The 16,860-nt window shown below is 53.2% G+C and carries 15 protein-coding genes and 1 pseudogene; 13 read left to right on the top strand and 3 right to left on the bottom strand.

Annotated elements, in window-relative coordinates:
• Positions 1 to 64 precede the first annotated feature (64 nt).
• The gene (gene ygjG, locus C2U53_RS06130; RefSeq protein ID WP_172740562.1) at positions 65 to 1,444 is read right to left on the bottom strand and encodes a putrescine aminotransferase; all 1,380 of its coding nucleotides are present in this window, start codon (positions 1,442 to 1,444) and stop codon (positions 65 to 67) included.
• A gap of 430 nt (positions 1,445 to 1,874) precedes the next feature.
• Between ygjG and C2U53_RS06125 the strand changes: the two genes are divergently transcribed.
• Positions 1,875 to 3,395, top strand: coding sequence for a PAS domain-containing methyl-accepting chemotaxis protein (locus tag C2U53_RS06125; RefSeq protein WP_104445730.1), 1,521 nt, complete (start codon positions 1,875 to 1,877; stop codon positions 3,393 to 3,395).
• Between the two features lie 311 nt (positions 3,396 to 3,706).
• Positions 3,707 to 5,272: a methyl-accepting chemotaxis protein gene (locus C2U53_RS06120; RefSeq protein WP_104445729.1), complete on the top strand. Its 1,566-nt coding sequence runs from the start codon at positions 3,707 to 3,709 to the stop codon at positions 5,270 to 5,272.
• On the opposite strand, the gene C2U53_RS06115 is transcribed toward C2U53_RS06120, so the two are convergent.
• Entirely contained in the window at positions 5,269 to 5,826 is a 558-nt protein-coding gene (locus C2U53_RS06115; RefSeq protein WP_104445728.1) for a PadR family transcriptional regulator, read from the bottom strand. The two genes, C2U53_RS06120 and C2U53_RS06115, sit on opposite strands and share 4 nt — an antisense overlap.
• 228 nt (positions 5,827 to 6,054) lie before the next feature.
• Between C2U53_RS06115 and C2U53_RS06110 the strand changes: the two genes are divergently transcribed.
• From C2U53_RS06110 to C2U53_RS06100, 4 genes are all read left to right on the top strand, one after another.
• On the top strand, positions 6,055 to 6,819 hold the full coding sequence (locus tag C2U53_RS06110) for a siderophore-interacting protein (protein ID WP_090049163.1): 765 nt from the start codon (positions 6,055 to 6,057) through the stop codon (positions 6,817 to 6,819).
• Between the two features lie 85 nt (positions 6,820 to 6,904).
• On the top strand, positions 6,905 to 7,243 hold the full coding sequence (locus tag C2U53_RS06105) for a DUF1889 family protein (RefSeq protein ID WP_071888470.1): 339 nt from the start codon (positions 6,905 to 6,907) through the stop codon (positions 7,241 to 7,243).
• 295 nt (positions 7,244 to 7,538) lie between these two features.
• Positions 7,539 to 8,963, top strand: a complete 1,425-nt coding sequence (locus C2U53_RS29870) for a hypothetical protein (protein ID WP_172740561.1) — start codon at positions 7,539 to 7,541, stop codon at positions 8,961 to 8,963.
• 28 nt (positions 8,964 to 8,991) lie between these two features.
• Positions 8,992 to 9,689 (top strand): IS1-like element IS1A family transposase gene (locus C2U53_RS06100; RefSeq protein ID WP_223195251.1). Its coding sequence is split into 2 segments (ribosomal slippage): positions 8,992 to 9,241 and positions 9,241 to 9,689, totalling 699 coding nucleotides; the frame shifts between segments, so codons are not numbered across the junction.
• A gap of 14 nt (positions 9,690 to 9,703) precedes the next feature.
• Here C2U53_RS06100 and C2U53_RS06095 read toward each other — a convergent pair.
• A pseudogene (locus C2U53_RS06095) lies at positions 9,704 to 10,336 on the bottom strand (LysR family transcriptional regulator); the annotation flags it as partial.
• Positions 10,337 to 10,548: 212 nt separating this feature from the next.
• On the opposite strand from C2U53_RS06095, the gene ttdA reads away from it, so the two are divergent.
• From ttdA to ureC, 7 genes are all read left to right on the top strand, one after another.
• On the top strand, positions 10,549 to 11,460 hold the full coding sequence (gene ttdA, locus C2U53_RS06090) for a L(+)-tartrate dehydratase subunit alpha (RefSeq protein ID WP_104445727.1): 912 nt from the start codon (positions 10,549 to 10,551) through the stop codon (positions 11,458 to 11,460).
• A complete protein-coding gene (gene ttdB / locus C2U53_RS06085) occupies positions 11,457 to 12,062 on the top strand; it encodes a L(+)-tartrate dehydratase subunit beta (protein WP_042324302.1) in 606 nt (201 codons plus the stop codon). The genes ttdA and ttdB overlap by 4 nt, the downstream gene beginning before the upstream one ends.
• Before the next feature lie 48 nt (positions 12,063 to 12,110).
• On the top strand, positions 12,111 to 13,574 hold the full coding sequence (locus tag C2U53_RS06080; RefSeq protein WP_042998189.1) for an anion permease: 1,464 nt from the start codon (positions 12,111 to 12,113) through the stop codon (positions 13,572 to 13,574).
• Positions 13,575 to 13,697: 123 nt separating this feature from the next.
• Positions 13,698 to 14,522, top strand: a complete 825-nt coding sequence (locus C2U53_RS06075) for an urease accessory protein UreD (protein ID WP_192926940.1) — start codon at positions 13,698 to 13,700, stop codon at positions 14,520 to 14,522.
• 9 nt (positions 14,523 to 14,531) lie between these two features.
• Positions 14,532 to 14,834: an urease subunit gamma gene (locus C2U53_RS06070; protein WP_042998190.1), complete on the top strand. Its 303-nt coding sequence runs from the start codon at positions 14,532 to 14,534 to the stop codon at positions 14,832 to 14,834.
• Between the two features lie 9 nt (positions 14,835 to 14,843).
• Complete coding sequence (locus C2U53_RS06065; protein WP_044328096.1) at positions 14,844 to 15,164, top strand: urease subunit beta; 321 nt, start codon at positions 14,844 to 14,846, stop codon at positions 15,162 to 15,164.
• Positions 15,157 to 16,860 (top strand): urease subunit alpha, encoded by a 1,704-nt coding sequence (gene ureC, locus C2U53_RS06060; RefSeq protein WP_042998192.1) that lies wholly within the window; start codon positions 15,157 to 15,159, stop codon positions 16,858 to 16,860. The genes C2U53_RS06065 and ureC overlap by 8 nt, the downstream gene beginning before the upstream one ends.

Genomic DNA, 16,860 nt, shown 5'->3' with positions numbered 1-16,860 from the left:
ATGCCCCCGGGCAGGGGGCATTTGTTCACAGGCCAGAATGGTGTTTCATCACCCGGCAAGCTGTTTACACCTCTTCTATGCTCACCCGCAGCGCCGCCAGCGCTTTACGCGTGGCTTTCAGCACTTGCTCACACTGCTCAATGGTCAGCGTTAACGGCGGTTCGATGCGGATCGTTTTCGAGTTGTTGAGCGTTCCGGCAACCAGGACCCGCTGGCGGAACATCTCGCTGGCGAAATTGTAGCCGGTTTCATTGTCGACAAACTCGATTGCCATCAGCATCCCTTTCCCGCGGGCGTCCTGCACCAGGTCAGGGAACTCTCGCGCCAGTTGGCGAAAACCGTCCAGCAGGATATCGCCTTTCTGTTCCGCTTGTGCCGGTAAGTTCTGCTCCAGCAGCACATTGATGGTGGCCAGCGCGGCCGCACAGGCCAGCGGATTGCCACCGAAGGTGGTGGTGTGCAGGAAGGGGTTATCAAACAGTACCGAGAAGACCTCTTCGGTGGCGATCGTCGCGCCAATCGGCATCACGCCGCCGCCCAGCGCTTTTGCCAGGCAGAGAATGTCGGGCTGCACGTTCTCATGCTCGCAGGCAAACATCTTGCCGGTACGCCCCATGCCGGTCTGGACTTCATCAAGGATCATCAGCGCGCCAAATTCGTCGCAGAGTTTACGTACGGCGGTGAGATAACCCTGCGGTGGCAGGATCACGCCGCCTTCACCCTGGATAGGCTCCAGAATCACCGCAGCCACATCATCTCCGGTTTTTTTGCACTCGCTGAGCGCGGTACGCATGGCCTCAATATTGCCGAACGGCACATGACGGAAGCCCGGCAGCAGCGGCATAAACGGCTTGCGGAACGTCGATTTGGCGGTGGCGGACAGCGCGCCCAACGACTTACCGTGAAACGCGCCGCTGGTGGCGATAAAGGTAAATTTGCCGCGTGGTGATTGATACGCCTTCGCCAGTTTCAGCGCCGCTTCGACCGATTCGGTACCACTGTTGCTAAAGAAGCTGTATTTGAGTTTTCCGGGCGCCAGGGCAGCAAGGGTTTTTGCCAGCATGGCCCGCAGTGGGTCAAGCAGTTCCTGACTATGCAGAGGTTGTTTCGCGAGTTGATTCTGTACGGCGGAAACCACAACTGGATTACGGTGCCCCACGTTGAAAATTCCAAAACCTCCCAGGCAGTCGACAAACTCCTGTCCCTGGGTGTCGACAAGCGTGTTCAGACTTCCCGCTTGCCACTCTACGGCTCCGTAATCCCCGCCGGCGGTAACAGATTTGCGATACTCTAAAAATCCCGGATTGACATGTTCTTTGAAGTAATCAATCACCTCTCGGTTAAGTGCTTTCATCTCCTCATGATCAAGCGTTCGCTTCTCAATGAGATTCAGTGCGTGCGCACTACAGGCCAAAGCCGATGCGCTGGAAGGTAACCTGTTCAAAATATGCTCCCGGAAATCGCGTATCACATGATACCGATTTAAGTATTGCAGGGATTGCGCCATCCCGGTGGCGCTGATGAAAATCGGGATAAACACCAGGGAGAACTGTTATTGCGCAACATTTAATCTCATTTGTTAACAATTGCTGGGTTTTTGTGCAAAATGAAGACCGTGCGAGCGCGGCGTCAGAAGGGGCGATTGCGCAGAAATAGTGCAAATTTTGCGCGATAACAGTGCGCGACCCACAGTGTGATTTTATAGTTTCAACGTGAAAGTATTTTAAATCAATCAATTAGAATTCGTACAAAATATGAGGTTTAATCGCAAATTGCGATCTAAATCAAATTTAACATCTAAAGATAAATCTGTTAGCGCCGAAATAACATCTGACAAGAAGTTAACAACCAGATAACTTGCACAGGACGCGACTATGTCTTCTCAGCTCTACGTTACCCAGCAAAATACACCGCTGGATGACGATACGACCCTCATGTCGACAACCGATCTCCACAGCTACATCACGCACGCCAACGATACGTTCGTCAATATTAGCGGTTACTCACTCAATGAATTGCTGGCGCAACCGCACAATCTGGTGCGTCACCCGGACATGCCGAAAGCAGCCTTTGCTGACATGTGGTACACCCTGCAGCAGGGTGAGCCCTGGAGCGGCATCGTCAAGAATCGCCGTAAAAATGGCGATCACTACTGGGTTCGGGCGAACGCGGTACCGATGGTGCGCGAGGGGAACGTGACGGGGTACATGTCAATTCGCACCCGCGCGACGGATGCGGAGATCGCCACGGTTGAGCCGCTTTACAAGGCGCTCAATGAAGGTCGTTGTCGACGCCGGATCCACAAAGGACTGGTTGTGCGTAAAGGATGGCTCGGGAAACTACCGGCAATGCCGGTGCGTTGGCGGGTCCGCAGCGTGATGGCGCTGATCTACGTGGTATTGGCGGCGGTGCTACACCTGTCTGGTGCGCCATGGCTTGCACAACTGATGTGTGTGCTGGTGATGCTACTGGGTACAGCGGCGTTTGAGTGGCAGATTGTTCGTCCGATTGAGAATGTCGCGAAGCAGGCGCTGAAGGTGGCGACCGGTGAGCGAAACAGCGTGGCGCATCTGAATCGCAGTGATGAACTGGGGTTGACGCTACGCGCTGTCGGGCAACTTGGTCTGATGTGTCGCTGGCTAATTCACGACGTTTCAAGCCAGGTGTCGAGCGTCAGAAACGGCAGCGAAGCCTTAGCGAAAGGCAACGACGATCTGAATAAGCATACGCGTCAGACGGTCGATAACGTCCAGCAGACGGTGACCACCATGAATCAAATGGCGGCGTCGGTAAAACAAAACTCAGAAACCGCATCCGCCGCCGATAAGCTGTCGATTGCCGCCAGTAGCGCGGCGGCACAGGGCGGTGAAGCGATGGACACCGTGATTAAAACCATGGATGACATCGCCAACAGCACGCAGCGCATTGGCACCATCACCACGCTGATTAACGACATCGCTTTCCAGACCAATATTCTGGCGTTGAACGCCGCAGTTGAAGCGGCCAGGGCGGGTGAGCAAGGCAAAGGGTTTGCCGTCGTGGCGGGTGAAGTGCGCCATCTGGCCAGCCGCAGCGCCAGCGCGGCGAATGATATTCGTAAGCTGATCGATGCCAGTGCGGATAAAGTGCAGTCGGGTTCTCAGCAGGTCCACGCTGCGGGACGTACGATGGATGATATTGTCTCTCAGGTACAAAACGTCACTCAGTTGATTGCGCAGATCAGCCATTCAACGCTTGAACAGTCCGACGGATTGACCAGTCTGACGCGTGCGGTAGGCGAACTTAACGACATCACGCAGAAGAACGCCGAGTTGGTTGAAGAGAGCGCGCAGGTGTCCGCCATGGTTAAACACCGTGCCAGCCGTCTGGCGGATGCCGTGACGGTGTTGCACTAATCCTTTCTTTTATCCGCATCAACGCTTACCGGTAATGGTAAGCGTCATTGTAATAATAATGTTAATAACATATTAAATATTACCACCTACGGGTGGTTTTTTTATTTTATTCGTATCTTTTCATTTCTGTCTTTGGGCTATTTGGACATCATAAAAAATCGTTTATATAACGATCGGTCTGCCTTTATTCATCGTCAAAAACTATTTGCCGGCAGTTATTGATAATAAAAAGCGATCAATATCATAAAGTTAGTGAGTTTGTTACCGATAAATGAATCTGTCTGAAGAAAAACTATCTCCAGGGAGAATATATGTTTTTACGTAACATGAAGATCCGCTCAAAATTATTTATCGCGTTTGGATTGTTTATTGTACTGATGATGGTGAGTTCAGGCCTTTCATTATTTAGCCTGGACCGCGCCAACAGCGGTATGCAAAACATCATTACCAATGACTATCCCATCACGGTAAAAGCCAACAAGCTCATCGATCATTTTCAGGATTTTGTCAGCACGCAGCAGTTGATGCTGATGGACGAAGAGGGGCGGTGGACCCAGACGTCCCAGAAAAAGCTCGACACCATTAGCCAGCAGATTACGGTGTTGCTGGATGAACTGGACGCTGCGCCGCTAAATGCCGAATCGAAAAAGGTCATCTCCGGGATCCGTGATGTGCGCGAGCAATATCTCGCCTCCCGATTCCGCATTTTGCAGGCACTGCAAAACCATAACCGACAGGCGGCAATGCAGGAGATGATGACCACGACGGTCAATGTACAGCAGGCCTATAAAGAGAAAGTTCAGGCACTGATCGCCATTGAAGATACGCAGATGTTGCATGCTGGCGCGCAGGTGGAAAGCGACTTTACCGCGAACCGGGCGTTGCTTATCGCGCTGGCGCTCATCGGTATTGCCGCGGGTTGTATGATGGGTTGGTATATCGTGCGTTCCATCACCCGGCCACTGAATGAAGCGGTGCAGTTTGCCGAAGCGATTGCCGAGGGCGACCTGACCCGCAATATCCTCACCACGCAGAAAGATGAGACCGGCGAACTGCTGCATGCGCTGATGGTAATGAAAACTCGCCTGCTGGAGATCGTCCAGGAAGTCCAGGACGGGTCGGAGAATATCTCCAGCGCGGCAGCGCAGATCGTCGCCGGGAACCAGGATTTGGCTGCACGTACCGAAGAACAGGCGAGCTCCGTTGAGCAGACCGCCGCGTCAATGGAGCAGATCACCGCCACGGTAAAAAACACGGCCGAACATACCGGAGAAGCGACGAAGCTCTCTGCGGGGGCGGCGACCGTTGTGAAGAACAATGGCGAGATGATGAATCAGGTAACGCAAAAAATGCGGGTGATTAATGAAACATCTAACCGCATGTCGGACATCATCAACCTGATTGACTCCATTGCATTCCAGACCAATATTCTGGCGCTTAATGCGGCTGTTGAAGCCGCGCGAGCCGGTGAGCATGGCCGTGGGTTTGCCGTGGTGGCAGGGGAAGTACGCCAGTTGGCGCAAAAGAGCGCATCTTCTGCCAGCGAGATCCGCCATCTGATTGAGGATTCCACCGGTCAGACCCAGGAAGGGATGCAACTGGTCGAGAAGGCTAACGGCCTGATAAACGGCATGGTCAACAACGTCGAGGAGATGGATGTGATCCTGCGGGAGATCGGCCAGGCCAGTCGTGAGCAAACCGAGGGGATTTCGCAGATCAACAGCGCGATTGGCCTGATTGACGCCACCACCCAGCAGAACTCCTGTCTGGTCGAGGAGTCCGTTGCGGCAGCGGCGTCACTGAATGAGCAGGCGTTACACTTAAAAGAGATGGTGAAAGTGTTCCGTGTTCGTGACGGCGACGCCTTGCCTGCTTAATCAAGCTGAGTGATTTCCAGCGCCGCACGGTCGATCACGCCAATGATCTTTTTTACCTGTGCGTCGCTGATGTCACCCTGATTCACTCTCAGATCCAGCACTGCCTTGAAGTTTTCCAGCGCTCGTTTCATCTGCGGATTCTTACGCAGTTCAAAGCCGACATTGCGTGCGTTGACGCGTTCCTGAATGTGGCCGAGATGTTCACGATTCTCTTCCAGCCATTGTGCGCCGGTGTCAGTGAGAGTGATTTTTTTACGCCCGCCATCCTCTTCGCTAACCGCAATAAAGGCCTGATCCTGGAGGAAATCCAGCGTTGGGTAGATCACGCCAGGACTCGGCGTATAGTTGCCTTGCGTCAGATTCTCGATAGCTTTGATTAGCTCATAACCGTGGCTGGCTTCGCGGGAGAGAATATCCAGAATCACCAGACGCAGCTCCCCATGGCCAAAAAAGCGCTGACGCCGTCCACCACCGCCACCTCTACCGTGACGATGTTCGCAACCGCCGTGATGATGCCCTTCGCCTTTACAGCAACCTTCATGATGATGTCGCATGATAACCTCCTTTTGTTTAGATATATCTAATTTATATCTAAAATGAAGATTTTGACAAGAGCAGTGTTGAAAATTTTACTAATACTATGAATTTAAATGATAAATATGTAAAGGCAGTAACACTGCAGATGCTATCAAAAAATGACTTGCAATTCTGGCTATTAACAATCATTATCATTTGAAAACTGTATTTAGATATATCTGATTATCACACGAAGGTCAAAAATGATGGATAAAACTTCACGTTACCCTCAGCGCGTGCGCAATGAACTGCGCTTTCGCGAACTTACCGTTTTGCGCGTAGAACGCATCGGGACGGGTTTTCAGCGTATTGTCCTCGGTGGCGATGCGCTGGAAGGCTTTAACTCGCGCGGCTTTGACGACCATAGCAAGGTGTTTTTCCCGCAACCCGGCAGCCGGTTTGTTCCGCCAACCGTAACGGAGGAAGGGATTGTCTGGGGCGAAGGCGTGCGTCCGGCTTCTCGCGATTACACACCGTTGTACGATGAAGCCCGTCATGAGCTGGCGCTGGATTTCTTTATTCACGACGGCGGTGTGGCGAGCCGTTGGGCTATGAAAGCGCGCGAAGGCGATACGCTAACCATCGGCGGACCACGTGGTTCGCTGGTAGTGCCGGAAGACTACGCTTACCAGCTCTATGTTTGTGATGAGTCCGGTATGCCAGCGTTGCGGCGTCGTCTTGAGGCGCTGAATCGCTTACCGGTAAAACCGACGGTGACCGCGCTGGTGAGCGTCGCCGATCCGGCATATCAGGATTACCTCGCGCATCTGGGCGATTTTTCCATTGAATGGCTGGGACACGATGAGCAGGCGGTTGCCGCACGACTGGCGCAGATTGACGTGCCGACAGAAGATTATTTCATCTGGATCACCGGGGAAGGGAAGGTGGTGAAAAATCTTAGCCAACGCTTTGAGCAGGAACCGTTTGATCAGCAGTTAGTCCGTGTGGCGGCGTACTGGCACAACAAGTAAAGTGAGCGCCGTCGGGACAATGAAATTTAATGATTTCTTTGAGGCTGAAATCGGTTTAAGGTCATAGAGTAGTCTTGTGTTTTACATGGTAAATTTTAAGGATAAAAGTATGCCTGCAGTCATTGATAAAGCATTAGATTTCATCAACGGTATGAATACCTCGGCCTCATCTCCAGAACCTATGGATGAAAGCACGGCGAAAGGAATTTTGAAATATTTGAAAGAGCTGGGCTGCCCGGCAAGTGCGTCGGATATCGTTGCGCGTGGTGAGCGGGAGGGGTGGAACCCTGGATTTACGCAAAAACTGGTTAAGTGGGCTGAGAAGTTTGAAGCCGGTGAACGGGTTTTGATCAGAGACCCTGAATATTTTTCATTGTACATGCGTGAGCAGCTTCAGGAACTGGTCGAAGTTGAGCGCGCGTGAAGCCAACAACCTGCCTTGATGCTCTTGCCAGCCAGGGAAGAGCATCCCTTTCGGTTACCGTTGGTGGCAGAATAGTGTTTCACATTGATAGTTTCGGTAAGTAGTTTCTCTTGCGGCATTTGTCGTTAACGTTATCATGACAGAAATAAAACTAACAACATAAAACGATTAATTTTATAAGCTTTTTGGACCTGTTTTTTACTATTTTTCTTATTGGTGTTATCTTTATACTCTATTATAATAAATTATTTTAAACGATACACTTTTGTATTAATAACATTGATGAGATTTATGTATGTATGCATTGACCCCTCTGCGTCTACTGGAAGTAAACTCATCTTTAATATGGCACTGGCCGTATTTGCAAAATGTAATTAATATGATGAAACGAGACGGTTTTAATGGTCTTGTTATTCATCAGCAAGATTTATTCGCGTTATTGACTTCTCCATCTGACTATTGTCAAAATGGAAAAGAAAATTTGATATGTGAACAGCAGGAGAAACTGCTATACCTCCAAAGGTTATGCCGTATCTGTAACGGAAATGGCATACGAATCTGGTTACAGGGCGAGGCATTTCCATCTGGGGGAAAACTTCAGGAAAAATTTCCGGAATATGCATTAATTGAAAATACCCATGCAGATGAAGCTTTCTGGAAAAAATTCTATCAATTAAAAATCGCTGAATCTTTAAGTCAGCTGCCTGCTATAGATGGTGTTATTGTCACTCTTCCTAAACATCTTCCTTATCGGGCCAATTGGTCATCGACACTTCCTTATCTTTATCAAATACTACGTAGTCTTGGGAAAAAACTAGTGTTGCGAGACTATATGGATGATGAGTCTGCATCATGGCAGCTTCTTAATGCATTGCAGGTGCTTCCCGGAGATGTACGTGTTTCGCTGAAAGCGGTTCCTGACGGCTATCGTCCCGGATTTGCCACGAATCCACTTCTGATGCAACTGGAAGACAAAATCAAATGGATTGAATTTGATTTATGGGGTCTGGAATATGGCTGGACGCTGCTACCCTGTTATTTACTGGAGGAGATCAAGGGGCGCCTCAGTTGGGTTGAAAATATGTCAGGCGATCGCCTGGAGGCGGTCTCTGGTCGCTTAAGCTGGGAGTGGATATCCAATAGTTCTCTTATCAATTCGGTCAACTCGATAAATTTACACGGTCTGGCAATGTTTGGCCGTGAAGTGGGGATGTCAGAAAAGCAGGCATTTCACTGCTGGCTTACCGATATGCTTGAGCACAAAGTCGATAACGCTGAGCTGGATGCATTCCATCAACTCTATATCAGCAGCCATGAGTGGATGACAAAAACCCCTTACATACTGGGGCATGTTTTGCATCATTACAGTCAGGTGCCAAAGACATATCAGCAGGCCGTCAAACTTTTACAACTTCATTCCCGGCGTTCAGATGATTTTTCTCTTTCAACACTTTTTCCACCAGACGATCCCGACACCGGGCTTGAACAATATCAACTGATGTTACTGGAAAAACAGCGCGCCCTTTTTCTGGCACAAAATACACGTAGTCAACTCCATTTTCTTTTACAGCAGACCCCTCTTCCTGACGGTAAAAGGGAGTTATTCAAACGTGTCTGGGATAGAGTGCCATGGTATACCGATTTATTTTCTGACGTTGCGAAGGGCGTTGCGATGAAACTCATCCTGGAACGCGGTGATGCTGCCAACTTACTGATTTAGTGTATGATGGTGTTTTTGAGGTGCTCCAGTGGCTTCTGTTTCTATCAGCTGTCCCTCCTGTTCAGCTACTGACGGGGTGGTGCGTAACGGCAAAAGCACTGCCGGACATCAGCGCTATCTCTGCTCTCACTGCCGTAAAACATGGCAACTGCAGTTCACTTACACCGCTTCTCAACCCGGTACGCACCAGAAAATCATTGATATGGCCATGAATGGCGTTGGATGCCGGGCAACCGCCCGCATTATGGGCGTTGGCCTCAACACGATTTTACGTCACTTAAAAAACTCAGGCCGCAGTCGGTAACCTCGCGCATACAGCCGGGCAGTGATGTGATTGTCTGCGCTGAAATGGACGAACAGTGGGGCTACGTCGGTGCTAAATCACGTCAGCGCTGGCTGTTTTACGCGTATGACAGGATACGGAGGACGGTTGTGGCGCACGTATTCGGTGAACGCACTATGGCGACGCTGGGGCGTCTTATGAGCCTGCTGTCACCCTTTGACGTGGTGATATGGATGACGGATGGCTGGCCGCTGTATGAATCCCGCCTGAAGGGAAAGCTGCACGTAATCAGCAAGCGATATACGCAGCGAATTGAGCGGCATAACCTGAATCTGAGGCAGCACCTGGCACGGCTGGGACGGAAGTCGCTGTCGTTCTCAAAATCGGTGGAGCTGCATGACAAGGTCATCGGGCATTATCTGAACATAAAACACTATCAGTAAGTTGGAGTCATTACCCCATTTCCCAGTTCCCATATTCCGTGCGTCATGTCACGCTCTTTTGTCACCAGGCAATCATGGTGACTTAATTCCTGCAAGGTTTTGGGTTCAGGATATTTTTGTAAATATTCTGGGGAGGCACACAATATTCTTTTATTCTTTGTTAACAAATGCGCAATATAATAATCCGGGATCTCATCGTTAATACGAATATCGAGATCGATATTATCCTGAACCAAATCAATTTGCCGATCGAAGAGTTCAAAATGGACCTGTAACTCAGGATAATTGCGCATCAATTCGGTAATCGCAGGTGCAATATGACTGCGGCCAAATCCGAAGCTACAGCCAATACGAATCATCCCTTCCGGGCGCGTTTTGATTTGCGTCACATCATCAATCAGGCGCTGATATTGCGTCAGGATCACCAGTGCCTGTTCATAACAACGCTGACCGCTTTCCGTCAGCGCCACCCCGCGCGCCGAGCGGTTAAGCAGCGTAGTGCCGAGCGTAGTTTCCAGAATCTGGATCCGCTTCGTCACAAAGGCAGGCGTTTGTCCGAGGGCGCATGCTGCGGCGCTAAAACTGCCCGTATGGACGATTTCCACCAGCACCTGAAGGTCTTTGGCTAAGGGCCAGTTTTTGAGCATTTTTCGGGGTGTCCATGATAATTGATACCTGAAGTGTAATTCGCAATCTAAGGTTAATCTCTGCCTTTGCTCAATTTTCATCATCTTTCTTCAGCATCATTCACGAACTGTTAATTGCATATACACAGTGGCAAATAATATAAAACCACACATTCAATGGTAGTTTGTGAGGGAGAATTTATTTCCAGACAAATAAAAGAACTGGAGTTGACATGATGAGCAATAAAAATAATCAAAATGCGGTTAATACGCTGACGGAAATAGTCGCCAATTTTACCGCCATGATTTCCACGCGCATGCCCGACGATGTGGTGGACAAATTAAAACAGCTACGGGATGCCGAAACCTCAAAGATGGGGCAAATCATCTACCACACGATGTTCGACAACATGCAGAAGGCTATCGTTCTTAACCGTCCGGCTTGCCAGGACACCGGTGAGATCATGTTCTTCGTGAAGGTTGGCTCCCGTTTCCCGCTATTGGGTGAGTTGCAAAGCATTCTCAAGCAAGCGGTGGAAGACGCCACGGTGAAAGCGCCGCTGCGCCACAACGCGGTAGAAATTTTTGACGAAGTGAATACCGGTAAAAACACCGGTAGCGGCGTACCGTGGGTGACATGGGACATTGTCCCTGATGGCGAAGACGCGGAAATTGAAGTTTACATGGCCGGCGGCGGCTGCACGTTGCCGGGGCGCTCCAAAGTGCTGATGCCTTCCGAAGGCTACGAAGGCGTGGTGAAGTTCGTCTTTGAAAACATCTCGACGCTGGCCGTCAACGCCTGCCCGCCGGTGCTGGTCGGTGTGGGGATCGCCACCTCCGTTGAAACCGCCGCCGTGCTGTCTCGTAAAGCGGTACTGCGTCCGATCGGCACCCGCCATCCGAACCCCAAAGCGGCAGAGCTTGAATTGCGTCTGGAAGAAGGGTTGAACCGGCTGGGCATTGGCCCGCAGGGGCTCACCGGCAACAGTTCGGTGATGGGCGTGCATATTGAATCCGCCGCGCGTCACCCGTCGACCATTGGCGTCGCTGTCTCTACCGGCTGCTGGGCGCACCGTCGCGGTACGCTGCTGGTCCATTCTGACCTCTCCTTCGAAAACCTGTCTCACACCCGGAGCGCGTTATGAAAAAGATCCTCACAACCCCGATCAAAGCCGAAGACCTGGAAGACATCCGCGTTGGCGATGTGATCTATCTGACCGGTACGCTGGTGACCTGCCGCGACGTCTGCCACCGCCGCCTGATCGAACTAAAGCGCCCGATCCCCTACGACCTCAACGGTAAAGCGATTTTCCATGCCGGACCGATCGTGCGTAAGAACGGTGAAAAATGGGAGATGGTCTCCGTCGGCCCCACCACCAGCATGCGCATGGAAGCCTTTGAAAAAGAGTTCATTGAGCAGACGGGTGTCAAACTGGTGGTGGGTAAAGGCGGCATGGGGCCGCTAACGGAAGAAGGTTGCCAGAAGTTCAAGGCGCTACACGTGATCTTCCCGGCAGGCTGCGCGGTGCTGGCAGCCACTCAAGTGGAAGAGATCGAAGAAGTGCACTGGATGGAGCTCGGTATGCCGGAATCGCTGTGGGTTTGCCGGGTGAAAGAGTTCGGTCCGCTGATTGTCTCTATCGACACCCACGGCAACAACCTGATCGCCGAAAACAAAAAACAGTTCGCCGAACGTCGCGGTCCCATCGTCGACGAAATCTGCGAACACGTGCATTACATCAAATAACCCTTCCGGAGAGGCCTCGGCCTCTCCCTCTTTCGCAGGGATACGACAATGGCACCTTTATCTGGTTGGTGGCGATATCTGGCTCCGCTGGTGGTCATCGCCATTATTGCTGTTTTGCCCGTCCCCACCGGTCTTGAGAGCCACACCTGGCTCTACTTTGCGGTCTTTACCGGGGTTATCGTGGGACTCATTCTGGAACCGGTACCCGGCGCAGTCGTGGCGATGATTGGGATATCAATTATCGCGGTTCTCTCGCCGTGGCTTTTGTTCAGCCCCGAACAACTCGCCCAGGACGGATTCAAATTTACGTCCAAAGCGCTCTCGTGGGCAGTTTCTGGTTTTTCTAACTCGGTGATCTGGTTGATTTTCGCCGCCTTCATGTTTGGCACCGGCTATGAAAAAACCGGCCTCGGTCGGCGTATCGCGCTGATGCTGGTGAAAAAAATGGGGCACCGCACGCTGTTTCTCGGCTACGCGGTGATGTTCTCCGAGCTGATTCTTGCTCCCGTTACACCGTCTAACTCCGCACGCGGCGCAGGGATCATCTACCCGATTATCCGCAACCTGCCGCCGCTCTATAACTCAAAACCCAACGATCCCAGCGCCCGTTCCATTGGTTCTTATATTATGTGGATGGGGATCACCGCCGACTGCGTGACCAGCGCCATTTTCCTGACGGCGATGGCACCGAACCTGCTGCTGATTGGTCTGATGAAGACCGCGTCCCATACGGCGCTGAGCTGGGGCGACTGGTTCTTAGGCATGCTGCCGCTGAGCATTCTGCTGGTTCTGTTGGTGCCGTGGCTCGCCTATGTGCTATATCCGCCCGTGCTGAAGTCGGGCGATCAGGTGCCACGCTGGGCGGAATCGGAACTCAAAGAGATGGGGCCGCTCTGCTCGCGTGAGAAAAAGATGCTGGTGCTGATGGTAGGCGCCCTGGTGCTGTGGATCTTCGGAGGGGACTACATCGATGCCGCGATGGTCGGTTACAGCGTCGTTGCCCTGATGCTGGTGCTGCGCATCATCTCCTGGGATGACATCGTCAGTAATAAATCGGCGTGGAACGTCTTCTTCTGGTTGGCCTCACTTATCACTCTCGCAACCGGACTGAACAACACCGGCTTTATCACCTGGTTTGGCAAACTGCTGGCGAGCGGATTGAGCGGCTACTCACCGGTGATGGTGATGATCGCGCTGATCGTGGTGTTCTGGCTGTTGCGTTACTTCTTTGCCAGCGCCACGGCGTATACGTCCGCGCTGGCACCGATGATGATCGCCGCCGCGCTGGCGATGCCGGAAATTCCCTTACCGGTCTTCTGCCTGATGGTCGGTGCGGCTATTGGTCTGGGCAGCATTCTCACTCCGTATGCGACCGGACCAAGCCCTATCTACTATGGCAGCGGTTATCTGCCGACCGTGGATTACTGGCGGCTGGGGGCAATTTTCGGCCTGATTTTCCTGGTGCTGCTGCTGGCGACCGGGCTTATCTGGATGCCTCTCGTTTTGCTTTAACCCCGTTGGGGCGGCAGGGCTGTCGCCCCTTTTTTCCATAAGCGTCTCATATGACCGTTTTCCCGCCGCGCTGAGGCATACTTTTTGCTATGCAAACACCCTCACGCTGAGAAGGGAAACGCTCTGGAAACCCTTGCGCACAAGACACCGACACGGGGCTGGCAGGCCGAACTCGACCTGCGGTTTAGCCATACCGCGCACAAAACGGTGCTCACCCATGCACGCCACGTCGGTCCCCTGACGGTTCAACGGCCATTTTATCCGCAAGACGATGTTTGCCACCTCTATTTACTCCACCCGCCCGGCGGAATTGTCGGCGGTGATGAGCTGCACATTTCCGTCACGCTGGACGAAAACAGTCACGTATTAATCACCATGCCCGGCGCGGGTAAGTTTTATCGTAGCGCAGGCCCACAGGCGTGCCTGCATCAGACGTTCACACTGGCCCCAAACGCGACGCTGGAATGGCTGCCGCAGGATACGATCCTGTTCCCCGGCGCTAACGCCAGCCTCCGCTCCGTATTTCATCTCACCGCTGAAAGCCGCCTGCTGGGCTGGGATCTGCTCTGCCTCGGGCGACCGGTTATGCAAGAAACGTTCAGCCACGGCACGCTGCATAACCGTCTGGAGATCTGGCGCGACGGGCAGCCGCTGCTCATTGAACGCCTGACGCTGAGGGATGGGGATCTCTCGGCCATCGCCAGCCAGCCGTGGTGCGGTACCCTGCTCTGCTATCCGGCTACGGAACAGATGCTCGACGGTGCGCGGGAACGTCTTGCTCCGCTCGGTGATTATGCCGGGGCAACGCTCGTCGACTCACTGCTGACGGTTCGTTTTCTGGCTGACGACAACCTGATTGTTCAGCGCGTCATGCGCGAAATCTGGCAGTTTTTACGCCCGCTGTTAACCCAAAAACCACCGCACCTGCCGCGCATCTGGCAAACCTGAGAGACGCTTATGGAACTGACCCCCAGAGAAAAAGACAAACTGTTGCTCTTTACCGCCGCACTGGTCGCAGAACGCCGACTGGCGCGGGGTCTGAAACTGAACTACCCGGAATCGGTGGCGCTCATCAGCGCATTCATCATGGAAGGCGCGCGCGACGGTAAAAGCGTCGCCTCGTTGATGGAAGATGGCCGCCACGTTCTGAACCGTGAGCAGGTGATGGAAGGCGTTCCGGAAATGATCCCGGACATCCAGGTGGAAGCGACCTTTCCGGACGGTTCGAAGCTGGTCACCGTTCACAGCCCGATCGTCTAAGGAGAACCCATGATTCCAGGCGAATACCGGATCGCAGCGGGAAACATTGCGATCAACGCAGGGCGCGAAACGCGCACGATCGTGATAGAAAACCATGGCGATCGCCCTATTCAGGTGGGATCGCACTACCACTTTTACGAGGTCAACCCGGCGCTCCGCTTTTCCCGCGAATCCGCGCTGGGTTTTCGGCTGAATATTCCGGCGGGAACGGCGGTACGTTTTGAACCGGGCCAAAAGCGAGAAGTCGAACTGGTTCGAGTGGCGGGCGCACAGCGTATTGTTGGCTTTCGCGGCGACGTCATGGGTGCGCTGGAGGTGAAGCATGGCTGAGATTTCCCGGCAGGCTTACGCCGACATGTTCGGCCCGACCACCGGCGATAAAGTGCGTCTGGCGGACACGGATCTGTGGATCGAAGTGGAAAACGACCTCACCACCTATGGCGAAGAGGTGAAATTCGGCGGCGGCAAAGTGATCCGCGATGGTATGGGCCAAGGACAGATGCCGTCTCAGGAATGCGTGGACCTGGTAATCACCAACGCGCTGATCGTCGATCACTGGGGGATCATCAAAGCGGATATCGGCATTAAAGACGGCAGGATCTTTGCCATCGGCAAAGCCGGGAATCCGGATATTCAGCCTGACGTAACGATCCCGATCGGCGTCGCCACCGAAGCGATCGCCGGTGAAGGCAAGATCGTGACCGCAGGCGGCGTGGATACCCATATTCACTGGATCTGCCCGCAACAGGCGGAAGAGGCGCTGGTCTCCGGCGTGACGACAATGATTGGCGGCGGTACCGGACCGGCAGCTGGCACCAACGCCACCACCTGTACGCCGGGGCCGTGGTACATCGCCCGGATGCTACAGGCGGCGGATACGCTGCCCGTCAATATCGGTCTGCTGGGCAAAGGCAATGGCTCCCACCCCGATGCACTGCGCGAGCAGGTTGCCGCCGGTGCCATCGGCCTGAAAATTCACGAAGACTGGGGCGCGACGCCTGCGGCTATCGACTGCGCGCTAACCGTGGCCGATGAGATGGACATTCAGGTGGCGCTGCACAGCGATACTCTGAACGAGTCAGGCTTTGTCGAAGATACGCTGGCGGCGATTGGCGATCGTACCATCCACACCTTTCACACCGAAGGGGCCGGCGGCGGGCATGCGCCAGATATCATCACCGCCTGCGCGCATCCGAATATCCTGCCCTCCTCCACTAACCCGACGCTGCCCTATACCGTCAATACCATTGATGAACACCTCGACATGCTGATGGTTTGCCACCACCTCGATCCGGATATTGCCGAAGACGTGGCCTTTGCCGAATCAAGGATCCGTCGGGAGACCATCGCCGCCGAAGATGTGTTACACGATATTGGCGCGTTTTCTCTGACCTCATCGGATTCACAGGCGATGGGGCGCGTGGGAGAAGTGATCCTGCGCACCTGGCAGGTGGCGCACCGGATGAAGGTTCAGCGCGGTCCGTTGGCCGAGGAGACGGGGGAGAACGATAATCTGCGCGTGAAGCGCTATATCGCCAAGTACACCATTAACCCGGCACTGACCCACGGTATCGCTCACGAAGTCGGCTCCATTGAAGCCGGAAAGCTGGCGGATCTGGTGCTCTGGTCACCGGCCTTTTTCGGCGTGAAGCCTGCAACGATCGTGAAAGGCGGCATGATCGCCTGCGCACCAATGGGGGACATCAATGCTTCCATCCCCACGCCGCAACCGGTGCATTACCGCATGATGTTTGGCGCGCTCGGCGCGGCGCGTCATCATTCCCGGTTGACTTTTCTGTCGCAGGCGGCGGTAGAAAACGGTGTCGCACAGCAGCTCAATTTGCAAAGCCAAACCGCCGTGGTGAAAGGCTGCCGGACGGTGAAAAAAGCCGACATGATCCACAACAGCCTGCAACCGACTATCACCGTGGATGCCCAGACCTACGAGGTCCGCATCGACGGCGAACTCATTACCAGCGACCCCGCTGACGTTCTGCCGATGGCGCAACGTTACTTTTTATTTTGA

The sequence above is a fragment of the Citrobacter sp. CFNIH10 genome (assembly GCF_002934585.1).
GTDB classification, from domain to species: domain Bacteria; phylum Pseudomonadota; class Gammaproteobacteria; order Enterobacterales; family Enterobacteriaceae; genus Citrobacter_A; species Citrobacter_A amalonaticus.
Note: the sequence above shows the minus strand (reverse complement) of the source record. Positions and strands in the feature narration are given on the sequence as shown.

Bases quoted from the DNA above. Each gene is read 5' to 3' on its own strand.
- C2U53_RS06125 (WP_104445730.1), top strand. From the start codon at position 1,875: ATGTCTTCTCAGCTCTACGTTACCCAGCAAAATACACCGCTGGATGAC.
- C2U53_RS06120 (WP_104445729.1), top strand. From the start codon at position 3,707: ATGTTTTTACGTAACATGAAGATCCGCTCAAAATTATTTATCGCGTTT.
- C2U53_RS06115 (WP_104445728.1), bottom strand. From the start codon at position 5,826: ATGCGACATCATCATGAAGGTTGCTGTAAAGGCGAAGGGCATCATCAC.
- C2U53_RS06110 (WP_090049163.1), top strand. From the start codon at position 6,055: ATGGATAAAACTTCACGTTACCCTCAGCGCGTGCGCAATGAACTGCGC.
- C2U53_RS06105 (WP_071888470.1), top strand. From the start codon at position 6,905: ATGGTAAATTTTAAGGATAAAAGTATGCCTGCAGTCATTGATAAAGCA.
- C2U53_RS29870 (WP_172740561.1), top strand. From the start codon at position 7,539: ATGTATGCATTGACCCCTCTGCGTCTACTGGAAGTAAACTCATCTTTA.
- ttdA (WP_104445727.1), top strand. From the start codon at position 10,549: ATGATGAGCAATAAAAATAATCAAAATGCGGTTAATACGCTGACGGAA.
- ttdB (WP_042324302.1), top strand. From the start codon at position 11,457: ATGAAAAAGATCCTCACAACCCCGATCAAAGCCGAAGACCTGGAAGAC.
- C2U53_RS06080 (WP_042998189.1), top strand. From the start codon at position 12,111: ATGGCACCTTTATCTGGTTGGTGGCGATATCTGGCTCCGCTGGTGGTC.
- C2U53_RS06070 (WP_042998190.1), top strand. From the start codon at position 14,532: ATGGAACTGACCCCCAGAGAAAAAGACAAACTGTTGCTCTTTACCGCC.
- C2U53_RS06065 (WP_044328096.1), top strand. From the start codon at position 14,844: ATGATTCCAGGCGAATACCGGATCGCAGCGGGAAACATTGCGATCAAC.
- ureC (WP_042998192.1), top strand. From the start codon at position 15,157: ATGGCTGAGATTTCCCGGCAGGCTTACGCCGACATGTTCGGCCCGACC.